General features: G+C 72.6%; 20 protein-coding genes, 2 tRNA genes and 1 pseudogene. 11 read left to right on the top strand and 12 right to left on the bottom strand.

The features are described 5' to 3' along the window. Window positions 1-613 (bottom strand): annotated as a pseudogene (locus PSU4_RS08435) (hypothetical protein); the annotation flags it as partial. Window positions 614-1,052: 439 nt separating this feature from the next. Between PSU4_RS08435 and PSU4_RS08430 the strand changes: the two are divergent. After that, window positions 1,053-1,622, top strand: a complete 570-nt coding sequence (locus tag PSU4_RS08430; RefSeq protein ID WP_147104521.1) for a DUF937 domain-containing protein — start codon at window positions 1,053-1,055, stop codon at window positions 1,620-1,622. 48 nt (window positions 1,623-1,670) lie between these two features. On the opposite strand, the gene PSU4_RS08425 is transcribed toward PSU4_RS08430, so the two are convergent. Continuing rightward, complete coding sequence (locus PSU4_RS08425) at window positions 1,671-2,339, bottom strand: DUF429 domain-containing protein (RefSeq protein ID WP_147104518.1); 669 nt, start codon at window positions 2,337-2,339, stop codon at window positions 1,671-1,673. Window positions 2,340-2,356: 17 nt separating this feature from the next. Between PSU4_RS08425 and PSU4_RS08420 the strand changes: the two genes are divergently transcribed. Together PSU4_RS08420 and PSU4_RS08415 are read left to right on the top strand one after the other, a co-directional pair. Beyond that, window positions 2,357-2,830: a ribose-5-phosphate isomerase gene (locus PSU4_RS08420; protein ID WP_147104515.1), complete on the top strand. Its 474-nt coding sequence runs from the start codon at window positions 2,357-2,359 to the stop codon at window positions 2,828-2,830. Window positions 2,831-2,833: 3 nt separating this feature from the next. Next, on the top strand, window positions 2,834-3,670 hold the full coding sequence (locus PSU4_RS08415) for an Fpg/Nei family DNA glycosylase (RefSeq protein WP_147104512.1): 837 nt from the start codon (window positions 2,834-2,836) through the stop codon (window positions 3,668-3,670). Between the two features lie 207 nt (window positions 3,671-3,877). Here PSU4_RS08415 and PSU4_RS08410 read toward each other — a convergent pair whose 3' ends face one another. Then, window positions 3,878-4,651 carry a hypothetical protein gene (locus PSU4_RS08410; protein WP_147104509.1) on the bottom strand — a complete coding sequence of 258 codons (774 nt, stop codon included), beginning with the start codon at window positions 4,649-4,651 and terminating at the stop codon, window positions 3,878-3,880. A gap of 116 nt (window positions 4,652-4,767) precedes the next feature. Between PSU4_RS08410 and PSU4_RS08405 the strand changes: the two genes are divergently transcribed. Then, on the top strand, window positions 4,768-5,547 hold the full coding sequence (locus PSU4_RS08405) for an HAD-IIA family hydrolase (protein WP_147104506.1): 780 nt from the start codon (window positions 4,768-4,770) through the stop codon (window positions 5,545-5,547). A 244-nt stretch (window positions 5,548-5,791) separates the two neighbouring features. Here PSU4_RS08405 and PSU4_RS08400 read toward each other — a convergent pair whose 3' ends face one another. After that, entirely contained in the window at window positions 5,792-6,790 is a 999-nt protein-coding gene (locus tag PSU4_RS08400) for a DUF6925 family protein (RefSeq protein ID WP_147104503.1), read from the bottom strand. 111 nt (window positions 6,791-6,901) lie between these two features. On the opposite strand from PSU4_RS08400, the gene PSU4_RS31175 reads away from it, so the two are divergent. Beyond that, window positions 6,902-7,072 carry a hypothetical protein gene (locus PSU4_RS31175; protein WP_186816813.1) on the top strand — a complete coding sequence of 57 codons (171 nt, stop codon included), beginning with the start codon at window positions 6,902-6,904 and terminating at the stop codon, window positions 7,070-7,072. Between the two features lie 8 nt (window positions 7,073-7,080). Here PSU4_RS31175 and PSU4_RS08395 read toward each other — a convergent pair whose 3' ends face one another. Beyond that, on the bottom strand, window positions 7,081-8,016 hold the full coding sequence (locus PSU4_RS08395) for an RNA polymerase subunit sigma-70 (protein WP_147104501.1): 936 nt from the start codon (window positions 8,014-8,016) through the stop codon (window positions 7,081-7,083). Between the two features lie 43 nt (window positions 8,017-8,059). After that, the gene (locus PSU4_RS08390) at window positions 8,060-8,794 is read right to left on the bottom strand and encodes a DUF899 domain-containing protein (RefSeq protein ID WP_147104498.1); all 735 of its coding nucleotides are present in this window, start codon (window positions 8,792-8,794) and stop codon (window positions 8,060-8,062) included. Between the two features lie 79 nt (window positions 8,795-8,873). Here PSU4_RS08390 and PSU4_RS08385 point away from each other — a divergent pair, with 79 nt between their 5' ends. Then, window positions 8,874-9,206: a TfoX/Sxy family protein gene (locus PSU4_RS08385; protein WP_147104495.1), complete on the top strand. Its 333-nt coding sequence runs from the start codon at window positions 8,874-8,876 to the stop codon at window positions 9,204-9,206. 43 nt (window positions 9,207-9,249) lie between these two features. Here PSU4_RS08385 and PSU4_RS08380 read toward each other — a convergent pair whose 3' ends face one another. After that, entirely contained in the window at window positions 9,250-9,996 is a 747-nt protein-coding gene (locus tag PSU4_RS08380; RefSeq protein ID WP_147104493.1) for an AraC family transcriptional regulator, read from the bottom strand. 53 nt (window positions 9,997-10,049) lie between these two features. Here PSU4_RS08380 and PSU4_RS08375 point away from each other — a divergent pair, with 53 nt between their 5' ends. Next, window positions 10,050-11,216, top strand: coding sequence for an MFS transporter (locus tag PSU4_RS08375; RefSeq protein ID WP_222596202.1), 1,167 nt, complete (start codon window positions 10,050-10,052; stop codon window positions 11,214-11,216). Window positions 11,217-11,293: 77 nt separating this feature from the next. Here the strand turns inward: PSU4_RS08375 and trpS are convergent, their stop codons facing one another. From trpS to PSU4_RS08355, 4 genes are all read right to left on the bottom strand, one after another. Next, entirely contained in the window at window positions 11,294-12,334 is a 1,041-nt protein-coding gene (trpS, locus tag PSU4_RS08370; RefSeq protein WP_147104491.1) for a tryptophan--tRNA ligase, read from the bottom strand. A 163-nt stretch (window positions 12,335-12,497) separates the two neighbouring features. After that, on the bottom strand, window positions 12,498-13,211 hold the full coding sequence (locus PSU4_RS08365) for an alpha/beta hydrolase (RefSeq protein ID WP_186816812.1): 714 nt from the start codon (window positions 13,209-13,211) through the stop codon (window positions 12,498-12,500). A 64-nt stretch (window positions 13,212-13,275) separates the two neighbouring features. Next, window positions 13,276-13,713 carry a DUF6194 family protein gene (locus tag PSU4_RS08360; RefSeq protein WP_147104487.1) on the bottom strand — a complete coding sequence of 146 codons (438 nt, stop codon included), beginning with the start codon at window positions 13,711-13,713 and terminating at the stop codon, window positions 13,276-13,278. 178 nt (window positions 13,714-13,891) lie between these two features. Then, window positions 13,892-13,968 (bottom strand) — tRNA-Pro (locus PSU4_RS08355). Window positions 13,969-14,058: 90 nt separating this feature from the next. Here PSU4_RS08355 and PSU4_RS08350 point away from each other — a divergent pair. The 3 genes from PSU4_RS08350 to PSU4_RS08340 all read left to right on the top strand — a co-directional run bounded on the left by PSU4_RS08350 (window position 14,059) and on the right by PSU4_RS08340 (window position 15,533). Further along, the gene (locus PSU4_RS08350) at window positions 14,059-14,616 is read left to right on the top strand and encodes a hypothetical protein (RefSeq protein ID WP_147104484.1); all 558 of its coding nucleotides are present in this window, start codon (window positions 14,059-14,061) and stop codon (window positions 14,614-14,616) included. A gap of 40 nt (window positions 14,617-14,656) precedes the next feature. Next, window positions 14,657-14,730, top strand: a tRNA-Gly gene (locus PSU4_RS08345). A 191-nt stretch (window positions 14,731-14,921) separates the two neighbouring features. Further along, a complete protein-coding gene (locus PSU4_RS08340) occupies window positions 14,922-15,533 on the top strand; it encodes a DUF6226 family protein (protein WP_246115001.1) in 612 nt (203 codons plus the stop codon). A gap of 4 nt (window positions 15,534-15,537) precedes the next feature. Here PSU4_RS08340 and PSU4_RS08335 read toward each other — a convergent pair whose 3' ends face one another. Continuing rightward, the gene (locus tag PSU4_RS08335) at window positions 15,538-16,041 is read right to left on the bottom strand and encodes a nuclear transport factor 2 family protein (protein ID WP_147104478.1); all 504 of its coding nucleotides are present in this window, start codon (window positions 16,039-16,041) and stop codon (window positions 15,538-15,540) included. Window positions 16,042-16,212: 171 nt separating this feature from the next. Here PSU4_RS08335 and PSU4_RS08330 point away from each other — a divergent pair, with 171 nt between their 5' ends. Continuing rightward, on the top strand, window positions 16,213-16,908 hold the full coding sequence (locus PSU4_RS08330) for a FadR/GntR family transcriptional regulator (protein ID WP_246115003.1): 696 nt from the start codon (window positions 16,213-16,215) through the stop codon (window positions 16,906-16,908). The last annotated feature ends 6 nt before the right edge of the window (window positions 16,909-16,914 follow it).

The following is a 16,914-nucleotide window of genomic DNA, read 5'->3' as shown; positions in this document are numbered from 1 at the left end:
TGTGTTCGCGGCCGTCGCCGTCGTAGGGGACGGCGGCACCCCAGTTGGCGCGTAGCCCGTCGCCGGACTTCTTGGTGACCCACAGGTTGACGACGGTGTTGTTCTTCTCGTCGGCGATGGCGACGTGGCCGTCGGAGCCCGGCGGGATCGTGAGGTCGGGCGGGACGGGCACCTGCAGGCCGGCGAGCGGGTCGGGTCCCCAGTTCTCGGAGACGGGCACGGCGGAGCGGGGTGCGTCGTCGGGGATGTCGTCGGGGTCGACGAGGGCGACGCCGAAGTCGCCGGTGTTGAGGATGTGGTCGCCGGAGGAGAGTTCCTTGGCCATCGCCGACGACTGGGGGTCGAGCGTCGCGCTGTCGGGGATGGGGTCCCAGAGCCAGTCGGCTTTCTGGAAGTAGGGCCGTTTCGTGACGATCGCGGTGCCGGGGCACGCGACGGCGCCGGGGACGGTGGCGCTGCCGGCGCCTGCCGAGGAGTTGCCGGCGCAGGCGGGGGCGGTAACCGCGGTGGGGGTGGGGCAGGTCGACGGGTCGTCGGGGGTGGTGACCGCGGGGGCGAGGCCGGCTGTCACCAGGGCGGCGGCGGTGGCGGCGGCGAGGACGGTCAGGCCCATCGGGTCACCTCCGCGGGACACGCGGTGGGGACGGGGGCGGTCGGCCGGGCGCGGTGTGGCCCGCGGTCTATGGTGAGCATGGCAAGGCCCCTTTGTGGCAGGAGGGGAGAAGCCCCGGTTCGTCCGGGGCGCTGTCGTCGTCAGGGGTGCGACCCTGGCGGCGGTGCGACGTGACGACGGGGCGGTTCTTGGCGGAACCGTCCCGTCTCGTGTTTTTCGAGCGCCTGTGCGGACCTCCCCGGGGGTGTGACGGGTGGTGCTCTTGTTGTCTGCCGGGGACCGTATCCCCATTCGGGCTCGCGTGGTCACTTCACGGAGTCGCACCACCCACATCGGGCGCGACAGGCCCTCGTCCGGGTGAGGAGATCGTGGGATCGCGTGTGAGGGCGGGCACGCGGAGTGTCTGCTTCGGACGGCAAAACGGCGCTACTCTCCGGCCATGAGTCCGGTGGACGAGATCCTGTCGCAGATCCCTTTGAGCGACCTCGCGGCCCAGTTGGGTACCGACGAGGCGACGGCCGAGCAGGCGACGCGGCAGGCGCTGCCCGCCCTGCTGGGCGGAATCCAGGCCAACACCGATGATCCGGGTGGCGCCGCGTCGTTCGCCAAGGCCGTCGACCAGCACAGCAGCTCGCTGCTCGACGGCGGGGTGAACCTGAACGACGTCGACACGAACGACGGCGAGAAGATCGTCGGCCACGTCTTCGGGTCCAACCAGGACCAGGTGATCAACCAGTTGTCGATCCCGGGGCTCGGCGGTGGGAATGCCGGTGGGTTGATGAGCAAGCTGCTGCCGCTGCTCGCGCCGATCGTGATGTCCTACCTGGCCAAGAAGCTGGGTGGGTCGGCGGCGGGCGGGGCCGGTGGGGCGTCGGGCGGTGGTGGCCTGGGTGACCTGCTGGGCGGCCTCCTGGGTGGTGCGGGTGGCGCCGGCCAGGGCGGCGGTGGTCTCGGCGGCGGCTTGGGTGACCTGCTGGGCGGGCTGCTGGGCGGCGGCCGCAAGGAGTGAGTCGTGAGTGGCGATAGTCGCGATAGCGACTATCGCCACTCACAGGGTTCACACGGCGACGAACATCGGGCGGCCGCGGTCGTCGTGTTCGGGGCCGAGGACCTCGGCGGTCCCGCGGGCCCAGCGCTGCGCCGACCAGGCGGCGGCGAGGGCGTCGGGGATGTCGTCGAGACGCGCGCCGGTGGGCAGGTCGGCGAGTGCGACAGCCGGGTCGACCCAGCGGGCGAGGGCCGCGATCCGTTGGCCCGCACCGCGTGCGGTCTTCTTCGACGTGAACGTGACGTCGGGGGCGAGCATGCGCAGCGACAGCTCCGGGTGCACCTCGACGACGTGCGCGGGCCGGTCGGGCACGGCGTCCCAGTCGAGGATGCGCGGCGCGATGTGGAAGGTCTGGAGGCTGATGGCCCTGCCCGTCGACGTCCGCGCGCGCTCGCACGCCGTCGGGTGGTCGGGCGCGGTGAGGACCTCCCGCGGCGGCGCCGGGAACACCGAGGAGCGGGCGGTCCCGAGCCGGCGCGCGGTCTCGACGTCGCACGCGCGCCGGGCAGCACCCGCGTGCACACCGAGCGGGATGTCGACGCCGACCGCCGCACACCCGGCGGTGACGGAGAGGACCGCCGCCGCGTCGGGCACCACGTCCCAGCGGACGGCCCCCGGGCGCACGCGGGCGACCACCCAGCCACCCGGTGCCCCGTCGACACCCGCGACCTCCACCATGGGGCAGGATTCTCCCCGTGCGCGTGTATCTCGGATCTGACCATGCCGGTTTCGAGCTCAAGGCCGTTCTGGTCGAGCATCTGTCGGGTGCCGGTTACGAGGTGGTCGACGTCGGGGCCCTGGCCTACGACGCACAGGACGACTACCCGGCGTTCTGCCTGGAGACGGGCCGTCGCGTCGTCGCCGACGAGGGTTCGCTGGGCGTCGTGCTCGGGGGCTCGGGCAACGGCGAGCAGATCTCGGCGAACAAGGTGCCGGGCTGCCGCGCCGCTCTGGCCTGGAACGTCGAGACGGCGACGCTGGCGCGGGAGCACAACAACGCGCACGTCGTCGGCATCGGCGCCCGGATGCACTCCGAGGACGAGGCGAAGGCGATCGTCGACGCGTTCGTGAACACGCCGTTCTCGAACGAGCCGCGCCACCAGCGCCGCATCGACATCCTCGCCGAGTTCGAGAAGACCCACGACTACCCGCCGCTGCCGAGCGCCTGACCGGTGCCCGAGGGTCACACGCTGCACCGGCTGGCGCGGCGGCACGGCCGGCTGTTCGGGCGCGCCCCGGTGCGGGTGAGCAGCCCGCAGGGGCGGTTCGAGGCGTCGGCGGCGCTGCTCGACGGTGCCGTCCTCACCAGGGCCGACGCCCACGGCAAGCACCTGTTCCACCGCTACGGCCGCGACCGGGTCGTGCACGTGCACCTGGGCTTGTACGGCACGTTCGACGAGACGGAGCTGCCCGAGCCGGGTGCCGCACCGCCGGAGCCTCGGGGGCAGGTGCGGATGCGGATCGTCGGCGCCACGCACTGGGCCGACCTGCGGGGGCCGACGGCGTGCGAGCTGATCACCGACGCCGAGGTGCGGGCGCTGCGGGCGCGGCTGGGCCCGGACCCGCTGCGTCGTGACGCCGACCCGGACCTGGCGTGGGCGCGGATCGGCAGGTCGGCGTCGCCGTTGGCGACGTTGCTGATGGACCAGAAGGTCGTCGCCGGTGTGGGGAACGTGTACCGGGCCGAGCTGCTGTTCCGGCACGGGATCGACCCGCAGCTGCCCGGGAGGGCGCTGCCCCGGGCGACGTGGGACGCGATGTGGGTCGATCTCGTCGCGCTGATGCGCGACGGGGTGCGCAAGGGCCGCATCGACACGGTCGCGCCGGAGCACGATCCGCGCCGGCGCGGCGAGCCGGGGCGCAAGGACCGGCACGGCGGCGAGGTCTACGTCTACCGGCGGCAGGGGATGCCGTGCCTGGTGTGCGGGACGCCGGTGCTGACGGCGGAGCACGCCGCACGCAACCTGTTCTGGTGCCCGACGTGCCAGCCCGCCGTCGGCCGCCCCTGACCGTGCCCCACGCCGAGCTCGACATGGGACTGGTGTCGACCATGATCGAACCAGTCCCTCGTCGAACTCGGCGGAACCGCTGAGCGCCGGACATGCGTCGACCGGCTCGGGTGAGACCACCGAGCCGGTCGACGGGGAGATCCGGACGAGTCCGGTTGTTCGTGGGACCGGGGAGCTGTCGGCCGACGGAACGGATCTACCCCAAGATCAGAAGTCGAAACCTCCGCCGCCGAAATCACCGCCCCCGAAATCACCGCCGCCCCCGAAGTCGCCCCCGAAGTCCTGGCCGCCGAAGTCGCCGGCGTCGCCCCCGCCGCCGTCGCCGTAGTCGCCGCCGTCGGCGGCCATGCCATCGGCGTACCCGTCGGCGTAGGCGACGCCGGACATCCCGGAGAACATGGCGCTGAACAACATCATCGAGCCGAAACCCCAGGCGCCGGCGACGAGCGCGGGCTTCCACCACGGCTCGGAGTACCAGCCGGCGGGGACCGGCCGCCCGGCGACGTTGCCGCCCGGGTAGTAGTGCGAGTTGCGGTCGGACGGGTTCGGCGAGGCGCTGTAGGAGTGGCCCTCGACCTCGACGTCGCGGTCCTCGGAGACTGCACCCGCGCGCTGCTGGCCGGGCAGCGGCGGCAGGTCGGGGCCGGGGTCGATGCCCATCGCGGTGCGGGCGGCGCGGACGTAGTAGAGGCCCTCGTAGGCGGTCTCGGTGACCTGCCGGCACTGGGCCGCGGTGCGGGCCTGCTCCATCTGCGAGCCGGCCGCGTTGTAGCGCTCCGACGCGTCGGCCATGGCCTGCTTGGAGGCCTCGTCGGTACCGACGAGGTTGAGGACCTGCCCGCCGAGGCGTTCGACCCAGCGGCGGGCCTCGGCCTTGGCGTCCTCGAGCTCGCGGGCCTGCGACGCGGAGTGCTGCCGCACGAGCCAGACCCCGCCGGCGACGATCGCCACCAGGATGATGATGGTCACGACCGTGCCCATGAGCCCCTCCTCGTCGTGGGTCCGCCGTCGGCGGCCCGTGTACATGACGAGAACGGACGAGAGGGGCCGATCGTTCCCGGCGGGCCGCATCGGGACGTGGGCCCTACGCTGCGCGGATGTCCGAGACGAGGCCCGTCGAGGCGTGGATGACCGACATGGACGGCGTTCTTGTGCACGAGGGGCGGCTGATCCCGGGGGCCGACGCGTTCGTGTCCCGGTTGCGCGAGTCCGCGGCGCCCTTCCTGGTGCTGACGAACAACTCGATCCACACGCCGCGCGACCTGCGGTTCCGGTTGCTGCGCACGGGGATCGACGTGCCCGAGGAGGCGATCTGGACCTCCGCGCTGGCGACGGCGTCGTTCCTGGAGGGGCAGCGGCCGGCGGGGACGGCCTTCGTCGTGGGTGAGGCGGGGCTGACGACGGCGCTGCACGAGATCGGCTACGTCCTCACCGACCGCGACCCGGACTACGTGGTGCTGGGGGAGACGCGCACCTACAGCTTCGAGGCGGTGACGACGGCGATCCGCCTCGTCACGAACGGCGCCCGGTTCGTCGCCACGAACCCGGATCCGACGGGCCCGTCGGCGGAGGGTCCGCTGCCGGCGACGGGTGCGGTGGCGGCGCTGGTCAGCCGGGCCACGGGGGTGCAGCCGTACTTCGTCGGGAAGCCCAACCCGCTGATGATGCGCGCCGCCCTCAACCGGCTCGGCGCCCACTCGGAGACCACGGTGATGATCGGCGACCGCATGGACACCGATGTCGTCGCGGGCCTGGAGGCCGGGATGCAGACGGTGCTGGTGCTGACCGGGATCACGCAGGCCGGCGACGTCGAGAGGTTCCCGTACCGGCCGGGGCGCGTCGTCGACTCGATCGCGGACCTCGTGCACGAAGTGTGACGGCGGCGCCCGTCATGGTCTCCCGGTGGTCCACGCCGGCGGGCACGCCGGCGTGGACCGTGGGTCGTGGCGGGAGGGCACCAACCGACCCACGGACGGGCCGGTCGACCGTGCCATCCGCGATACCACCAGCGCACCGCGGAATCAGCGTCCGATCTGGGCTTTCCCGTCCGTCGATGCACTCGGTGCCGGCTCGCGGTTCGTTAGCGGGAGCGGCGCGGCCGCGACGACGCGCCGTTGATGTTCAGCCGTCCGGATGCAGCAGACCGGCATCCGGCGGATGTCGTGCCCGCCAGACGTCGAGGGTCGGGGACGGTCCGTCGGTGTGGAAAAGCTGACGCAGCGTCACTGCAACGGCGGCGCGGGACGCGGGATCGCGCGGCAGCATCGTGAGGTCGGGGCCGACGCCGGCGCGGACGGCGGCGATCGTCATGGCCTTGTGGGCGCCGGCGACGGGGTCGCCGAAGGCGTCGAGGAGGCGTTGGAAGGCGGCGTGGCGGGTGGCGTCGAAGTCGACGGCGTGGCCGTTGGCGTTGGTGACCGGGTGGACGGGGTGCAGGGTCATGCAGGTGACCAGCCCCGGGCCGATCGGAGCGGTGCCGGGGTGGGTGTGCTCGGGGCGCAGCAGCTCGGGGCGGACGTGGGTGTGGGGGCCGTCGGGGGTGTCGGTGCCGGGCTGGGCGATGCGGGCGAACACCTCGACCCGGCCGCAGGCACTGACGAACACGCGGTGGGGGCTGCGCCGGACGAGCGTCGTGACGGTCTCGGAGCCGAGCGGCTCGCCGCAGGCGTCGTCGAGCAGGTCGCGCACGGCCGGGTCGGCGGTGCGCACGCAGGCGTCGACGGTGGGGATGGCGAGGCCCAGGTCGTAGAGGACCGCGGCGCGGTCGCGGGGGCGGATGGCGTCGTCGTCGGGCCCGAGCCGGGTGACGACGGCCCGGTTCCCGCGCTGGGCCACCTCGACGGGCAGGCAGAACGAGATGGCGTGGTCCCAGCGCTGGCCGGGCCCCGACGGCGTCTCGTAGGCGACGACCTCCACCCCGGGCACCCGGTCGAGCCGCACCCCGCCCCGCGCGGTGACGACGCAGCGCGGGCCTCGCGCGGCGGGTTCGGCGGGGCGTCGTTCGAACTCGGCGAGTGCGCCGCCGACGCCGACGGTCCACGTCGCGCCGGCGTCGGCGAGCTGGGACTCGATGAGGTCGGAGACGGGGTCGGCTGCGTCGGTGGCGTCCGTACCTGCCATCGGAAAAGCGTCGCAGCCAGGAGGTCTTCACGGCAAGCGGACACCGGCGACGACACGTTCCTACGCGTGGCGGGCGAGCGAACTACACGATTGTGGTTACCATCGGCGGTCATGGATGCCGGAAAGAGCGCGATCGGCTGGTGGACGTGCGCCGGCTGCGAGGTCGAGGCCGAGCTGCCCGGGATCGACGGCCTGGGGTTCCTGGTGCCGTGCCCGGAGTGCGGCGAGGAGATGACCGAGCAGTGGCTCTGGGACGGGGCGCCGGCCCACTCCGCGGCCTGACGTGCCCGTCACAGCGACGCGGGCAGCCCGTGGTCGGCGAACCGCGCCGGCCCGAAGGTCGTGATCTCGGCGATCTTCCCGTCGATGATCCGCAGCACGTCCAGCTTGAACGGCACGTACTCGTCGGTGCCGGTCACCCGCAGGTAGCTCGCCGCCGCCGGCATCCGGTTGGCCGCGGTGGGCAGCAGCCGCCAGTCGCCGTCGGTGCCGGAGGTGGCCCGCTCGAACAGCGGCCACAGCTCGTCGAGGCCGTTGTACTGCATCGGGTAGGGCGGCATGGTCACGCGGATGTCGTGGCGCACCAGCGCCACCAGCTCGTCCGGGTCACCGGTGGTGTGCGCGCGGACGAACCGCTCCAGCAGTGCCTGCTCGTCCTCGGTCGGCGCGGGTGCCTGCCACGATCCGTGGTCCTCCGGGAGGCGCTCGCGCAGCGTCGCCCGGGCCCGCTGCAACGCGCTGTTGGCCGCCGGGACCGTCGTCTCCAGCAGGTCCGCGGTCTCGGCGGCCGACCACTCCAGCACGTCGCGCAGCACCAGCACCGCCCGCTGCCGCGGCGGCAGTAGCTGGATCGCGGCGAGGAACGCCAGCCCGATCGTCTCCCGCGCGACCGCGACGACATCGGGCCGCTCCGCGCTGGGCGCGACCGCGTCGAGCAGCTCGTCGGGATAGGGCTGCAGCCACGTCACCTCGGCCGGGCTCTCCGACCTCGGCGTCGCCCTCTTCCTGCGCCGCAGCACGTCCAGGCACGCGTTCGTCGCGATCCGGTACAGCCACGCGCGCAGGTTCGTCGCCTCGTCGAACGACTCCCGCGCCCTCCAGGCCCGCAGGAACGTCTCCTGTACCAGGTCCTCGGCCTCGTCGAACGAGCCGAGCATCCGGTAGCAGTGCACGTGCAGCTCCCGGCGGTGCTCCTGCATCCGCGCGGTGAAGGCGTCGTCGCTCATGTCCGTGTCAACGACGCGCGCGCCCGGAACTCATCGCGCTGTCTCAGGACGCGAAGTCGGGGTGGTTCGTCCGTGGGTGGTCGGCGCGGCCCTCCGGCTTCTCCCAGTCCTCCTGCCGGCCCAGCGCCGTCAGGTCCAGGAAGTAGTACGAGCCGCCCGTCGACTCCGCACCCCGCGCGTACTGCGAGTACGTGTGGAAGACGCGGTCGCCGTCGCGCAGGAAACAGCTCAGACCCGGCATCTCGAACGGCTGCGCGTCGCCGGTCCACGTCGGGCCGTACTCGGCGGCGGGCCGGTAGTTGTACTCGGCAGGCTGCACCCGCTCGTCGAGCGTCACGTGGAAGTCGTGGTTGAACTCGCTTCCGTGCGACGAGTACCAGCGGAACGTCCAGCCCTTCTCCGCCTTGTAGCGCTCGATCTTGTCCAGCGGGGCCCGCGACACGTACGCGAGCGTCGTGTCGCGCGTCGCCAGGTGGTCGAGCAGGCCCTGCGAGGTCTCGTCGGCACCGGCGCTGCAGCTGGCGCACCCCTCGTCCCACGACGGGTCGAACATGAAGTGCCCCACCATGAGCTGGCGGCGCCCCTCGAACATGTCGAGCAGTCCGAGCTCGCCCTCGGGGCCGGCGAACCGGTAGTCCTTCTCGATCTCGACCATCGGGAGCTCGCGGCGTTGTGTGTTCAGCGCGTCGCGGGCGCGGGTCAGCTCCTTCTCCTTCACGAGGAGGTCCTTGCGTGCGGCCAGCCACTCGTCGCGGCTCGCGATGCGGGGCAGTGCCATCGGGTTCTCCTTTCGTCGCCAGGAGTAGCGACGACTCGGGTGCCGCGAACTCATCGGTGGGGTGTGGTCTGCTTCGCGGGTGGAGACGGTGGAGGAGCTGTTCGAGACGCTGGTCGACGAGTTCGTGTCGCGCCCCGGCGTGACCCCGCCGGGCGCGACCGGCCGCTTCGGCTCGCACGCCCTGAAGGTCGACGGCTCGATCTTCGCGATGGTCGTCCGTGGTGCGCTGGTCCTGAAGCTCCCGCGCGACCGCGTCGCCGCTCTGGTCGCGGCGGGGGAGGGCGGCCCGTTCGACGCGAACAAGGGCCGCCCGATGAAGGAGTGGGTCACCGTCCACGGCTCCGACCTCGACACCTGGCGCGCCCTGACCCAGGAGGCCTACCGGTTCGTGGGGGACGGCAAGGCCCTGTGAGCGGCAATAGTCGCTATCGCGACTATTGCCGCTCACGACCGGCTCAGCCGCTGGTCAGGCGGTGGGTGCCCGGGGTGTGGCCCATCGTGCGGGCGAAGGTGTCGACGAAGGCGCTGGTCGTCGCGAAGCCGCAGCGGTGCGCGGTCTCGGTGACGGTCGCGCCCTCGGCCAGGTGGATCATCGCGTGGAACACCCGCATCGCGGTGCGCCACTGCGGGTAGGTCATGCCGAACTCGGTGCGGAACAGCCGCGTCAGCGACCGCTCGCTCGTCCCGACCGATCGCGCCAGCTCGCCCAGCGACCGCGGGTGCGCCAGGTCGTGCTCGACGGCCGCGCAGGCGTCGGCGAGCCGGGCGTCGACGGGGGTGGGCAGCACCAGCGGCTGCACCACCGCGCGGCGCAGCCGATCGGCGAGCACCGCCCGCAGCCGGCCCGCCTCGGGCCCGGGCAGGTCGGGTTCGGTGCAGGCGATGAGCAGCTCACGCAACAGCCCGCCGACGGCCAGGACCGTCGGTGAGTCGTCGGGCAGCGGGGCGTCGTCGAGGGGGAAGCCGAGCGAGTGCATGGCCGTGTGCCCGTAGAAGCGGTGCTCGTGCCAGATGCCGGCGGGCACCCAGACGGCGCGGTCGCTGGAGGCCACCCACGCCCCGCGGGCGGTGCTGATCGCCAGGACGCCGGTGCTGACGTAGATGAGCTGGTGGTCGTCGTGGCGGTGCCGGTCGATGACGTCGCCCGCCGCGTGCGCCTCGACCAGGGTGGGCGCGTTCGGGGAGTGGCGGATCTGCGACATCGAACGGCAGATTATCGGAAGCCCGTCGTCCCCGTGCCGGCGATCGTTGTCGGGTGAGCACCTCCGAGACCATCGCGCCGGTCGCGGCAACCCCGTGGCGACGCATGCGCCTGTGGGCCGCCGCCCACGCCGTCGACGACTTCTACCAGGGGCTCGTCCCCGCGGCCGTGCCGTACTTCGTGCTGCAGCGCGACGTCGGCTACCTCGGCGCCTCCGGCCTGGCCCTGGCCGCGACGCTCGGCAGCTCGCTCCCGCAGATCGCCGTCGGCCTGCTCGCCGACCGGCGCCGGATGCCGTGGATGTCGCCGCTCGGGCTTGCGCTCGCCGGGATCGGCGCCGGCGTCGCCGGGCTCGTCCCGTCGTACCCCCTGATGTTCCTGTCGCTGCTGGTCTCCGGGCTGGGCGTGGCGATGTTCCACCCGCCCGCGGGCCGCGACGCCCGGCTCGCCGCCGGGGGCAGCGCCACCGCGATGAGCTATTTCGCGGCGGGCGGCAGCGTCGGCTTCTTCGTCGCTCCCGCGCTCGCGACCCCCGCGCTCGACGCGTTCGGTGTCGGCGCCACCGCGCTGTTCATCCCGCCCGCGGTGCTGATGGCGTTCGTGCTGCTGCGCCACCAGCGCACGACGAACCGGGCGGCGTCGGCGTCGGTCCGCGCGACGGGCGTCGACAGGCCGCGGTTGTTCGCGACGCTGACCGCCGTCGAGGTCGTCCGGTCGACGGTGGCGTTCGGGGTCAACACGTTCATCGCGCTCTACTGGATCCGCAACCTCGGCTCGACGCCCTGGCTGGGCGGCCTGGCGCTGACGTTGCAGCTGGGTGGAGGGGTGCTGGGGACGCTGGCCGGCGGCCGGATCGCCGACCGCATCGGCATGGTCCGCACCGTCCGGCTCGGCAACGCGCTGCTGATCCCCGCTCTCGTCGCGATGCTGTTGTGCGGCAACCAGTACGTGGCGCTGCCGTTCGCGTTGCTGGTCGGCCTCGTCACCAACGTCCCGTTCGCGGTCCTGGTGAAGCTGGGGCAGGACTACCTGCCGACGCGCCCCGGCACCGCCGCCGGCGTCACCCTCGGCCTGGCGGTCAGCGCGGGCGGGCTGTTCCTGCCGCTGCTGGGCCTGGTCGCGGAGGCGCACGGCCCTCGCGGCGCGCTGATCGTGCTTGCGGTCGTCCCGGTCGTGGCGGTGGTGCTGTCGGCGTTCCTGCGAGAGCCGGGTCCGGAGTAGGAGCCCGAGCGCAACCTCACTGCTGCGTTTCGCGGCCGGGACGACCGTGAGGTTGCGCGCGGATGTGGTGCCGCCGCTCAGTAGCGCATCCCCATCGCCTCCCGAACCTCGTCGAGGGTGGCGTCGGCGATCGCGTTCGCGCGTTCGTTGCCGCGCTCCAGGATCTCCTCGACGAGCCCGGGTTCGGCGGCCAGCTCGGCACGCCGGGCCCGGTGCGGCGCGAGGTAGGTGTTGACGGCCTCCGTCGTCACCTTCTTCAGCAGTCCCGCCCCGCCGTCGCCGACCTCCTCCGCGATCTCGGACGGGGTGCGCCCGGTGCAGAGCGCGGCCGTCGACAACAGTCCGAAGACGCCGGGGCGGTTGTCCGGGTCGACGGTGATCCGCCGGTCGCTGTCGGTGCGCGCCTTGCGGATCAGGGCGGCGGTCTCGTCGGGGGACATGCCGAGGACGATCGCGTTGCCCCGCGACTTCGACATCTTCTGGCCGTCGAGGCCGGGGATGTCGGGGGCGTCGGTGAGCATCGGCTCCGGCACCCGGAAGACGGGGGCGTAGCGCTCGGCGAAGCGGCGCGCGATCACCCGGGTCAGCTCGACGTGGGGGAGCTGGTCCTTGCCCACGGGAACCAGGTCGGCGTTGCAGAACAGGATGTCGGCGGCCTGGTGGACGGGGTAGGTGAGCATCAGCCCGGACAGCGCGCGGCCCGACAGCGCGTGTTCGGCGCGGACAGTCGGGTTGCGGTGCAGCTCCGCCTCTGACACCAGGCTCAGGAACGGCAGCATCAGCTGGTTGAGCGCCGGGACTCCCGAGTGCACGAAGAACGTCGTGTCCTGCGGGTCGAGCCCGGCGGCGAGCTGGTCGAGCACCGCGCCGCGCACGTACTCGGGCAGGCGCTGGGCGACCTCGCGGTCGGTGATCACCTGGTAGTCGGCCAGGATCACGACCGTCTCGACGCCCGCGCGCTGCAGCCGGACCCGCTCGACGATCGTGCCCAGCAGGTGCCCCAGGTGCAGGGGACCGGTGGGGCGTTCACCGGTCAGGACCCGGTGCCGCGCCGGGTCGGCGGCGACCGCGTCGCGCAGGGCGGGCATGCGCGCGACGGTGGCGGCGTAGGAATCCATGGTCGTCTCCTCGGGGATCGGGGCCGCACGCGCAGCCGACCGGCCTCCTGCGAGGAGAGGTGCGGGCTGCTCGTGCAGCCCGCGGACATGCGTCTATCCGGCTGCGACGAGCAGTCGCCACCAGGTGAGCCGAGTGGAACGCACGACCCGACGATAACCCGGATCACAACACCGCGAGCACCGCCGCGGTCTCGACGGGGTGGGTGATCATGCAGTCGTGCGGGCCCTCGACCTCGACGTAGCTCCACGCCGGGTCGGCCTTCGTCCGCGCCGCGATCTCGGTGAACAGGTCCACCCGCGGCTTGATCGTCGCGTAGACGTAGGTCGCGGGGATGCCCGCCCCGGTGGCCGGGCGGCGCATCGACGCCGTGTCGGTGAACGTCGCCAGCGGCTGCGGACTCGCCTGCCGCCGCACCCAGTCCCGGTCGCCCGGCTCGACCAGCCCCCACCGGTCGAGCGACTCCTCGTCGAGCGGGATCACGCCGGGGTCCTCGTCGGCGCGGTCGAGGAAGTAGCCGCCCGCGGGGCCGAGCAGGTCGATCACCGACCGACCGTCCTCCGGGACCAGCGCGTCCAGGTAGACGACGCGGCGGAACGCCTCCGGCCGCCGGTCGACGACGCTGCCCACCACCACACCCGCGTAGCTGTGCCCGACCAGCACCACCTCGGACAGCTCCTCGGCGTCGACGAGCGCGAGGACGTCGTCGACGTGGGTCTGCAGCCCGATCCCCGTCGACGTCGTGAGGTGCGCCCGCTCGCCCATCCCGGTCAGCGACGGCGTGAACACCGTGTGGCCCCTGTCGCGCAACAACTTCGCGGTCCGCAGCCAGCACCATCCGCCGTGGAACGAGCCCGCCACCAGGATGAAGGTCGTCACGGCGCCGATCATAGGTCGGCGCCGGTCATCGGCCCGTCGTCAGCGCAGCGTCGGGGGCTGGAGCTCACGCCGGCGGCGTGACGGGCCGGCGACGCGTCCGGTTCTCGTGCCGGCGCACCGCGAAGGCGTGGGCGTCGTCGAGGAGCCCTTGCACCGCGGGCCAGGTGCGGTCCGGGTTCAGCACGCACACCCAGTGGTAGGCGCCGTAGACGGGATGGGGCATGACGACGTCGAGCGCCGTCGCGTCGTACTCGCGGTCCGGGTCGACCACCTCGGCGAAACGGGCCTTCGGCAGCCCGATGTTGAGCCGGAAGACGCCCGGCCGGTCGAGGTCGGAGGCGTCGTCGTTGACGTTCGACGTCACGATCGTCGCCCAGCCCTGCCGGGGACGCGTCTCGTAGTCGTGGTCGGGGTCGAAGATGGCGAAGACGTCGCCGTCGGCCTCGATCATGCGGGTGGCGGAGTAGCCGGCGACGACACGGCGAACCTGGTCGAAATCCACACCTTCAGTCGAGCAGTTTTCCAAGATCGCTCGCCCAACGGAAGTGGCGCTCGTCACACGTTCACAGGATTGTTCTCCAGCGGTGCGATTCGCACCGAGACGGACACCCGACCGGCACCGCAACGGCGGGCGCGGACACGACACATGCGTCGACGGCGCCCGATGATCGCGCCGGATCTGGTCGGGGTGGCGGGATTTGAACCCACGGCCCCTCGCTCCCAAAGCGAGTGCGCTACCAAGCTGCGCCACACCCCGTCGGTGGCAGTCTATGCCCGCTCGTCCGCATCGCGGCATCCGGATGCGAGGCGATGCGCCGGCGTCCGGCTGCGATGCAGGATCGTCGGCATGGAGCTGGCCCAGTGGAACGCCATCGCCGTCCCACCCGGCACCCCGATCGAGCTCTTCGCGCGCTGGCGTGGCGTCGCCCCCGACATGGGCAACCTCGGCCGCGCGACCCTCGACGCCCTGCTGAGGCTCCTCGACGACCCGCAGACGCCGAGCTTCTTCGCGCTGTGGGAGGGCTTCGGCTGGATCCACGGCAGCCCGTTCGTCGTCATCGTGGGCAGCGACCGGAAGGTCCCGCCCGCGCTGCCCCGTGAGGTTGTCGACGGGCCGCGCCTGCGGCTGCCGTACCGCGATCACATCGTGTTCTCGGGGTCGTTGCGCGAGGCGGTCCGGTTCGGGCGCACCTGGTCGTGGGGTGAGTTCGAGACGCAGTCGCCCACGCTGTTCTGGGCGGCCGACCGCTCGTGGTGCGTGGCGTCGGAGATCGACTTCGACTCGACGCTCGTCGGCGGCACCGTGGGGCTGATCGACGCGATCCTGCGGAGCCCTGACCTCGACGCATGGCCCGTGGACCCCGACGACTCCCTCGCGTGCGACGGGGACGCGGTCAACCGCTGAAGCGGGTCCGCTACGCTGAGGGGGCCGGGCAACCGGTCACGCGGGCGTAGCTCAATGGTAGAGCCCTAGTCTTCCAAACTAGCTACGCGGGTTCGATTCCCGTCGCCCGCTCCAGCAGGTCAGAGGCGGTGCCACCGATTCGGGGGCGCCGCCTTTCTCGTGCGCCGTACCGCCGTCGCCGAGACCGACAGGAGTGCTGTCGACGCGCTCAGCAACAGCACTCCTGTTGGTCTCGGCAGCGGTGTGCTGGACACGTGGACGAAATGCGAGTGCACGCTCGCACCGGAGCCTCCTATGGTCGCCTCGTGGGAGCAGCGGATCTCCAGGCCCGGGTCGCGGCGCGCCACCGCCGACTCGCGACGCGGTCGTGGCCCGACCCGCATCCGGAGGGGGCCTTGCCGCGCGACGAGGAGTACTCCCGGCTCACGGACCCCGGCAGATACGGGGTCGTCCACAGCCGGGCCCGGGTGTGGGCCGAGGAACTGGCCGAACTTCCCGACGTCGCCTCGTTCGCGCTGCCGGATGGTGGCGGGTTCCGGCTGGCGTCGTCGCGGCCGGGCACCCTGCCGTTGCTGCTGCTGACGCGCGACGAGCCGTTTCCGCTGCTCGACCTCTGCGCCGCCCGCCCCGACGTCGTCCTCCAGTCGTTGCCCGACTGCGGCTGCGACGCCTGCGACCGAGGGTCGGACGATCTGCTCGACGCGATCGACGAGACGATCGGGACCGTCGTGGACGGCCCGCTGGTGGTCCTCTGCGGCGACGGATGGCAGGCACGGTGGTGGCCCCACGGCGGCAGCTCGAGCGGGACGGGTCGCCACGTCGCGCTGATGGAGCTGTGCCGACGCCTGGCCGACCGCGAGGACGTGCGTGTTCCGGAGGGGACCGAGGTGTTGATCGGCCGCAGCTGGCTGGGCTGACCACTCACAGGGGGACGGCGGGGCGGTGCAGCATCGCCGGGTCGGCGTCGAGCTGGGTGAGCGTCGACCAGAGGTCCCAGAGGACGCGGTAGCTGGTGATGCGGGTGCTGATGTCGCCGAGGTGCGTCGTGTGTTTGAACGCCGCGATGGAGACGGCGCGGACCTCGACGTCGCGGCCGGTCGCCGGGATTCCGGGCAGCAGCCACGGGAGGTCGCGGTCGTGGGTGAACGAGACCAGGTTCTCCTCGACGACACGGCGCTGGTCCGCGGTGCGGGTGACGCGGCGGAAGGTGAGCCCGGCGGGGAGGTGGGGGAGGACGTCGTCGGTGAGGAAGGCGCGCAGGCCGTCGGGCCCGGCGCCGGTGCCCATCGGGGAGTAGGCGAACGTGCAGTCGGACCCGGCGGCGGCCATCGCGGCGTCGACGTCACGGTCGACGAACACTGCCCGGTGGAAGGCGTCGCGGATGTTCTCGACCCGCCAGATCAACTGCTGAATTGCGACCGTCACCCTGTGCTCCTGCTCGTTCCCGACAGTGCGTGACCTCGCGGCCACCGCCCGATGGTCACAGCCGCGCCCGAGCCAGATCAACAGGTTGTCGGACAAATTCACCGACGGCTACAGTCGCCCGCTGTGGAGGGGCGTGCGGAAAGGCCGGAACCGTTGCCCGCGTTGACACGTGTGCCTCGGGGCAGCCTGACCGACCAGGTCATCGACCAGCTCCGGGAGCGGATCGTCGGCGGACAGTTCCCGGTGGACCAGCGGTTGCCGGTCGAGGCGTCGCTGGCCCGCGAGCTCGGGGTCGGGCGCTCGACGGTCCGCGAGGCGCTGCGGGTGCTGGTCCACGCGGGGCTGCTGGAATCGCGCCAGGGCGACGGGACCTACGTGCGGGCGCGGCACGAGACCGACGCGGCGCTGCGCCGACGGGTACTGAAGGCCGACGTCATCAACGCCTACGAGGTGCGCCGCGCCATGGAGGTCGAGGCGGCCCGGCTGGCCGCGACGCATCGCAGCGCCGCGGACCTCGCGCGGCTGCACGAGCTGGCGGCGGCGCGCGACGACGCGGCCGGGCCGGAGTCCTACCGCCGCGCCGACCGCGCGCTGCGCGAGCACGTCGTGGAGTGCACGGGGAACCCGCTGCTCGGTGACCTCTACCGCGGTGTGGTCGATCCGCTGCGGTCGGCGGCAGCAGGGCTGGTCGACGAGGTGGACCTCGTCCGCGACGACCCGGCGCGGCCGGAGACGGCGGATCTGGTGCGCGCCATCGCCGACCAGGACCCGCGAGCCGCGGCCGACGCGGCGGCCCGGCACATGGACGCGGTGCTGCGCGTCCTCACGGTGATGTTGCAGGCGGCCCCGATCCGCCGCCACAGCTGACACGCC

The organism is Pseudonocardia sulfidoxydans NBRC 16205 (assembly GCF_007989085.1).
Classification (GTDB): Bacteria; Actinomycetota; Actinomycetes; order Mycobacteriales; family Pseudonocardiaceae; genus Pseudonocardia; species Pseudonocardia sulfidoxydans.
This window is presented reverse-complemented; position numbering and strand designations above follow the sequence as displayed.

Coding starts and splice junctions, on each gene's coding strand:
- PSU4_RS08395 (WP_147104501.1), bottom strand. CDS start 8,016: ATGAGCGACGACGCCTTCACCGCGCGGATGCAGGAGCACCGCCGGGAG.
- PSU4_RS31175 (WP_186816813.1), top strand. CDS start 6,902: ATGGATGCCGGAAAGAGCGCGATCGGCTGGTGGACGTGCGCCGGCTGC.
- PSU4_RS08430 (WP_147104521.1), top strand. CDS start 1,053: ATGAGTCCGGTGGACGAGATCCTGTCGCAGATCCCTTTGAGCGACCTC.
- PSU4_RS08405 (WP_147104506.1), top strand. CDS start 4,768: ATGTCCGAGACGAGGCCCGTCGAGGCGTGGATGACCGACATGGACGGC.
- PSU4_RS08410 (WP_147104509.1), bottom strand. CDS start 4,651: ATGGGCACGGTCGTGACCATCATCATCCTGGTGGCGATCGTCGCCGGC.
- PSU4_RS08425 (WP_147104518.1), bottom strand. CDS start 2,339: ATGGTGGAGGTCGCGGGTGTCGACGGGGCACCGGGTGGCTGGGTGGTC.
- trpS (WP_147104491.1), bottom strand. CDS start 12,334: ATGGATTCCTACGCCGCCACCGTCGCGCGCATGCCCGCCCTGCGCGAC.
- PSU4_RS08390 (WP_147104498.1), bottom strand. CDS start 8,794: ATGGCACTGCCCCGCATCGCGAGCCGCGACGAGTGGCTGGCCGCACGC.
- PSU4_RS08380 (WP_147104493.1), bottom strand. CDS start 9,996: ATGTCGCAGATCCGCCACTCCCCGAACGCGCCCACCCTGGTCGAGGCG.
- PSU4_RS08400 (WP_147104503.1), bottom strand. CDS start 6,790: ATGGCAGGTACGGACGCCACCGACGCAGCCGACCCCGTCTCCGACCTC.
- PSU4_RS08350 (WP_147104484.1), top strand. CDS start 14,059: ATGGAGCTGGCCCAGTGGAACGCCATCGCCGTCCCACCCGGCACCCCG.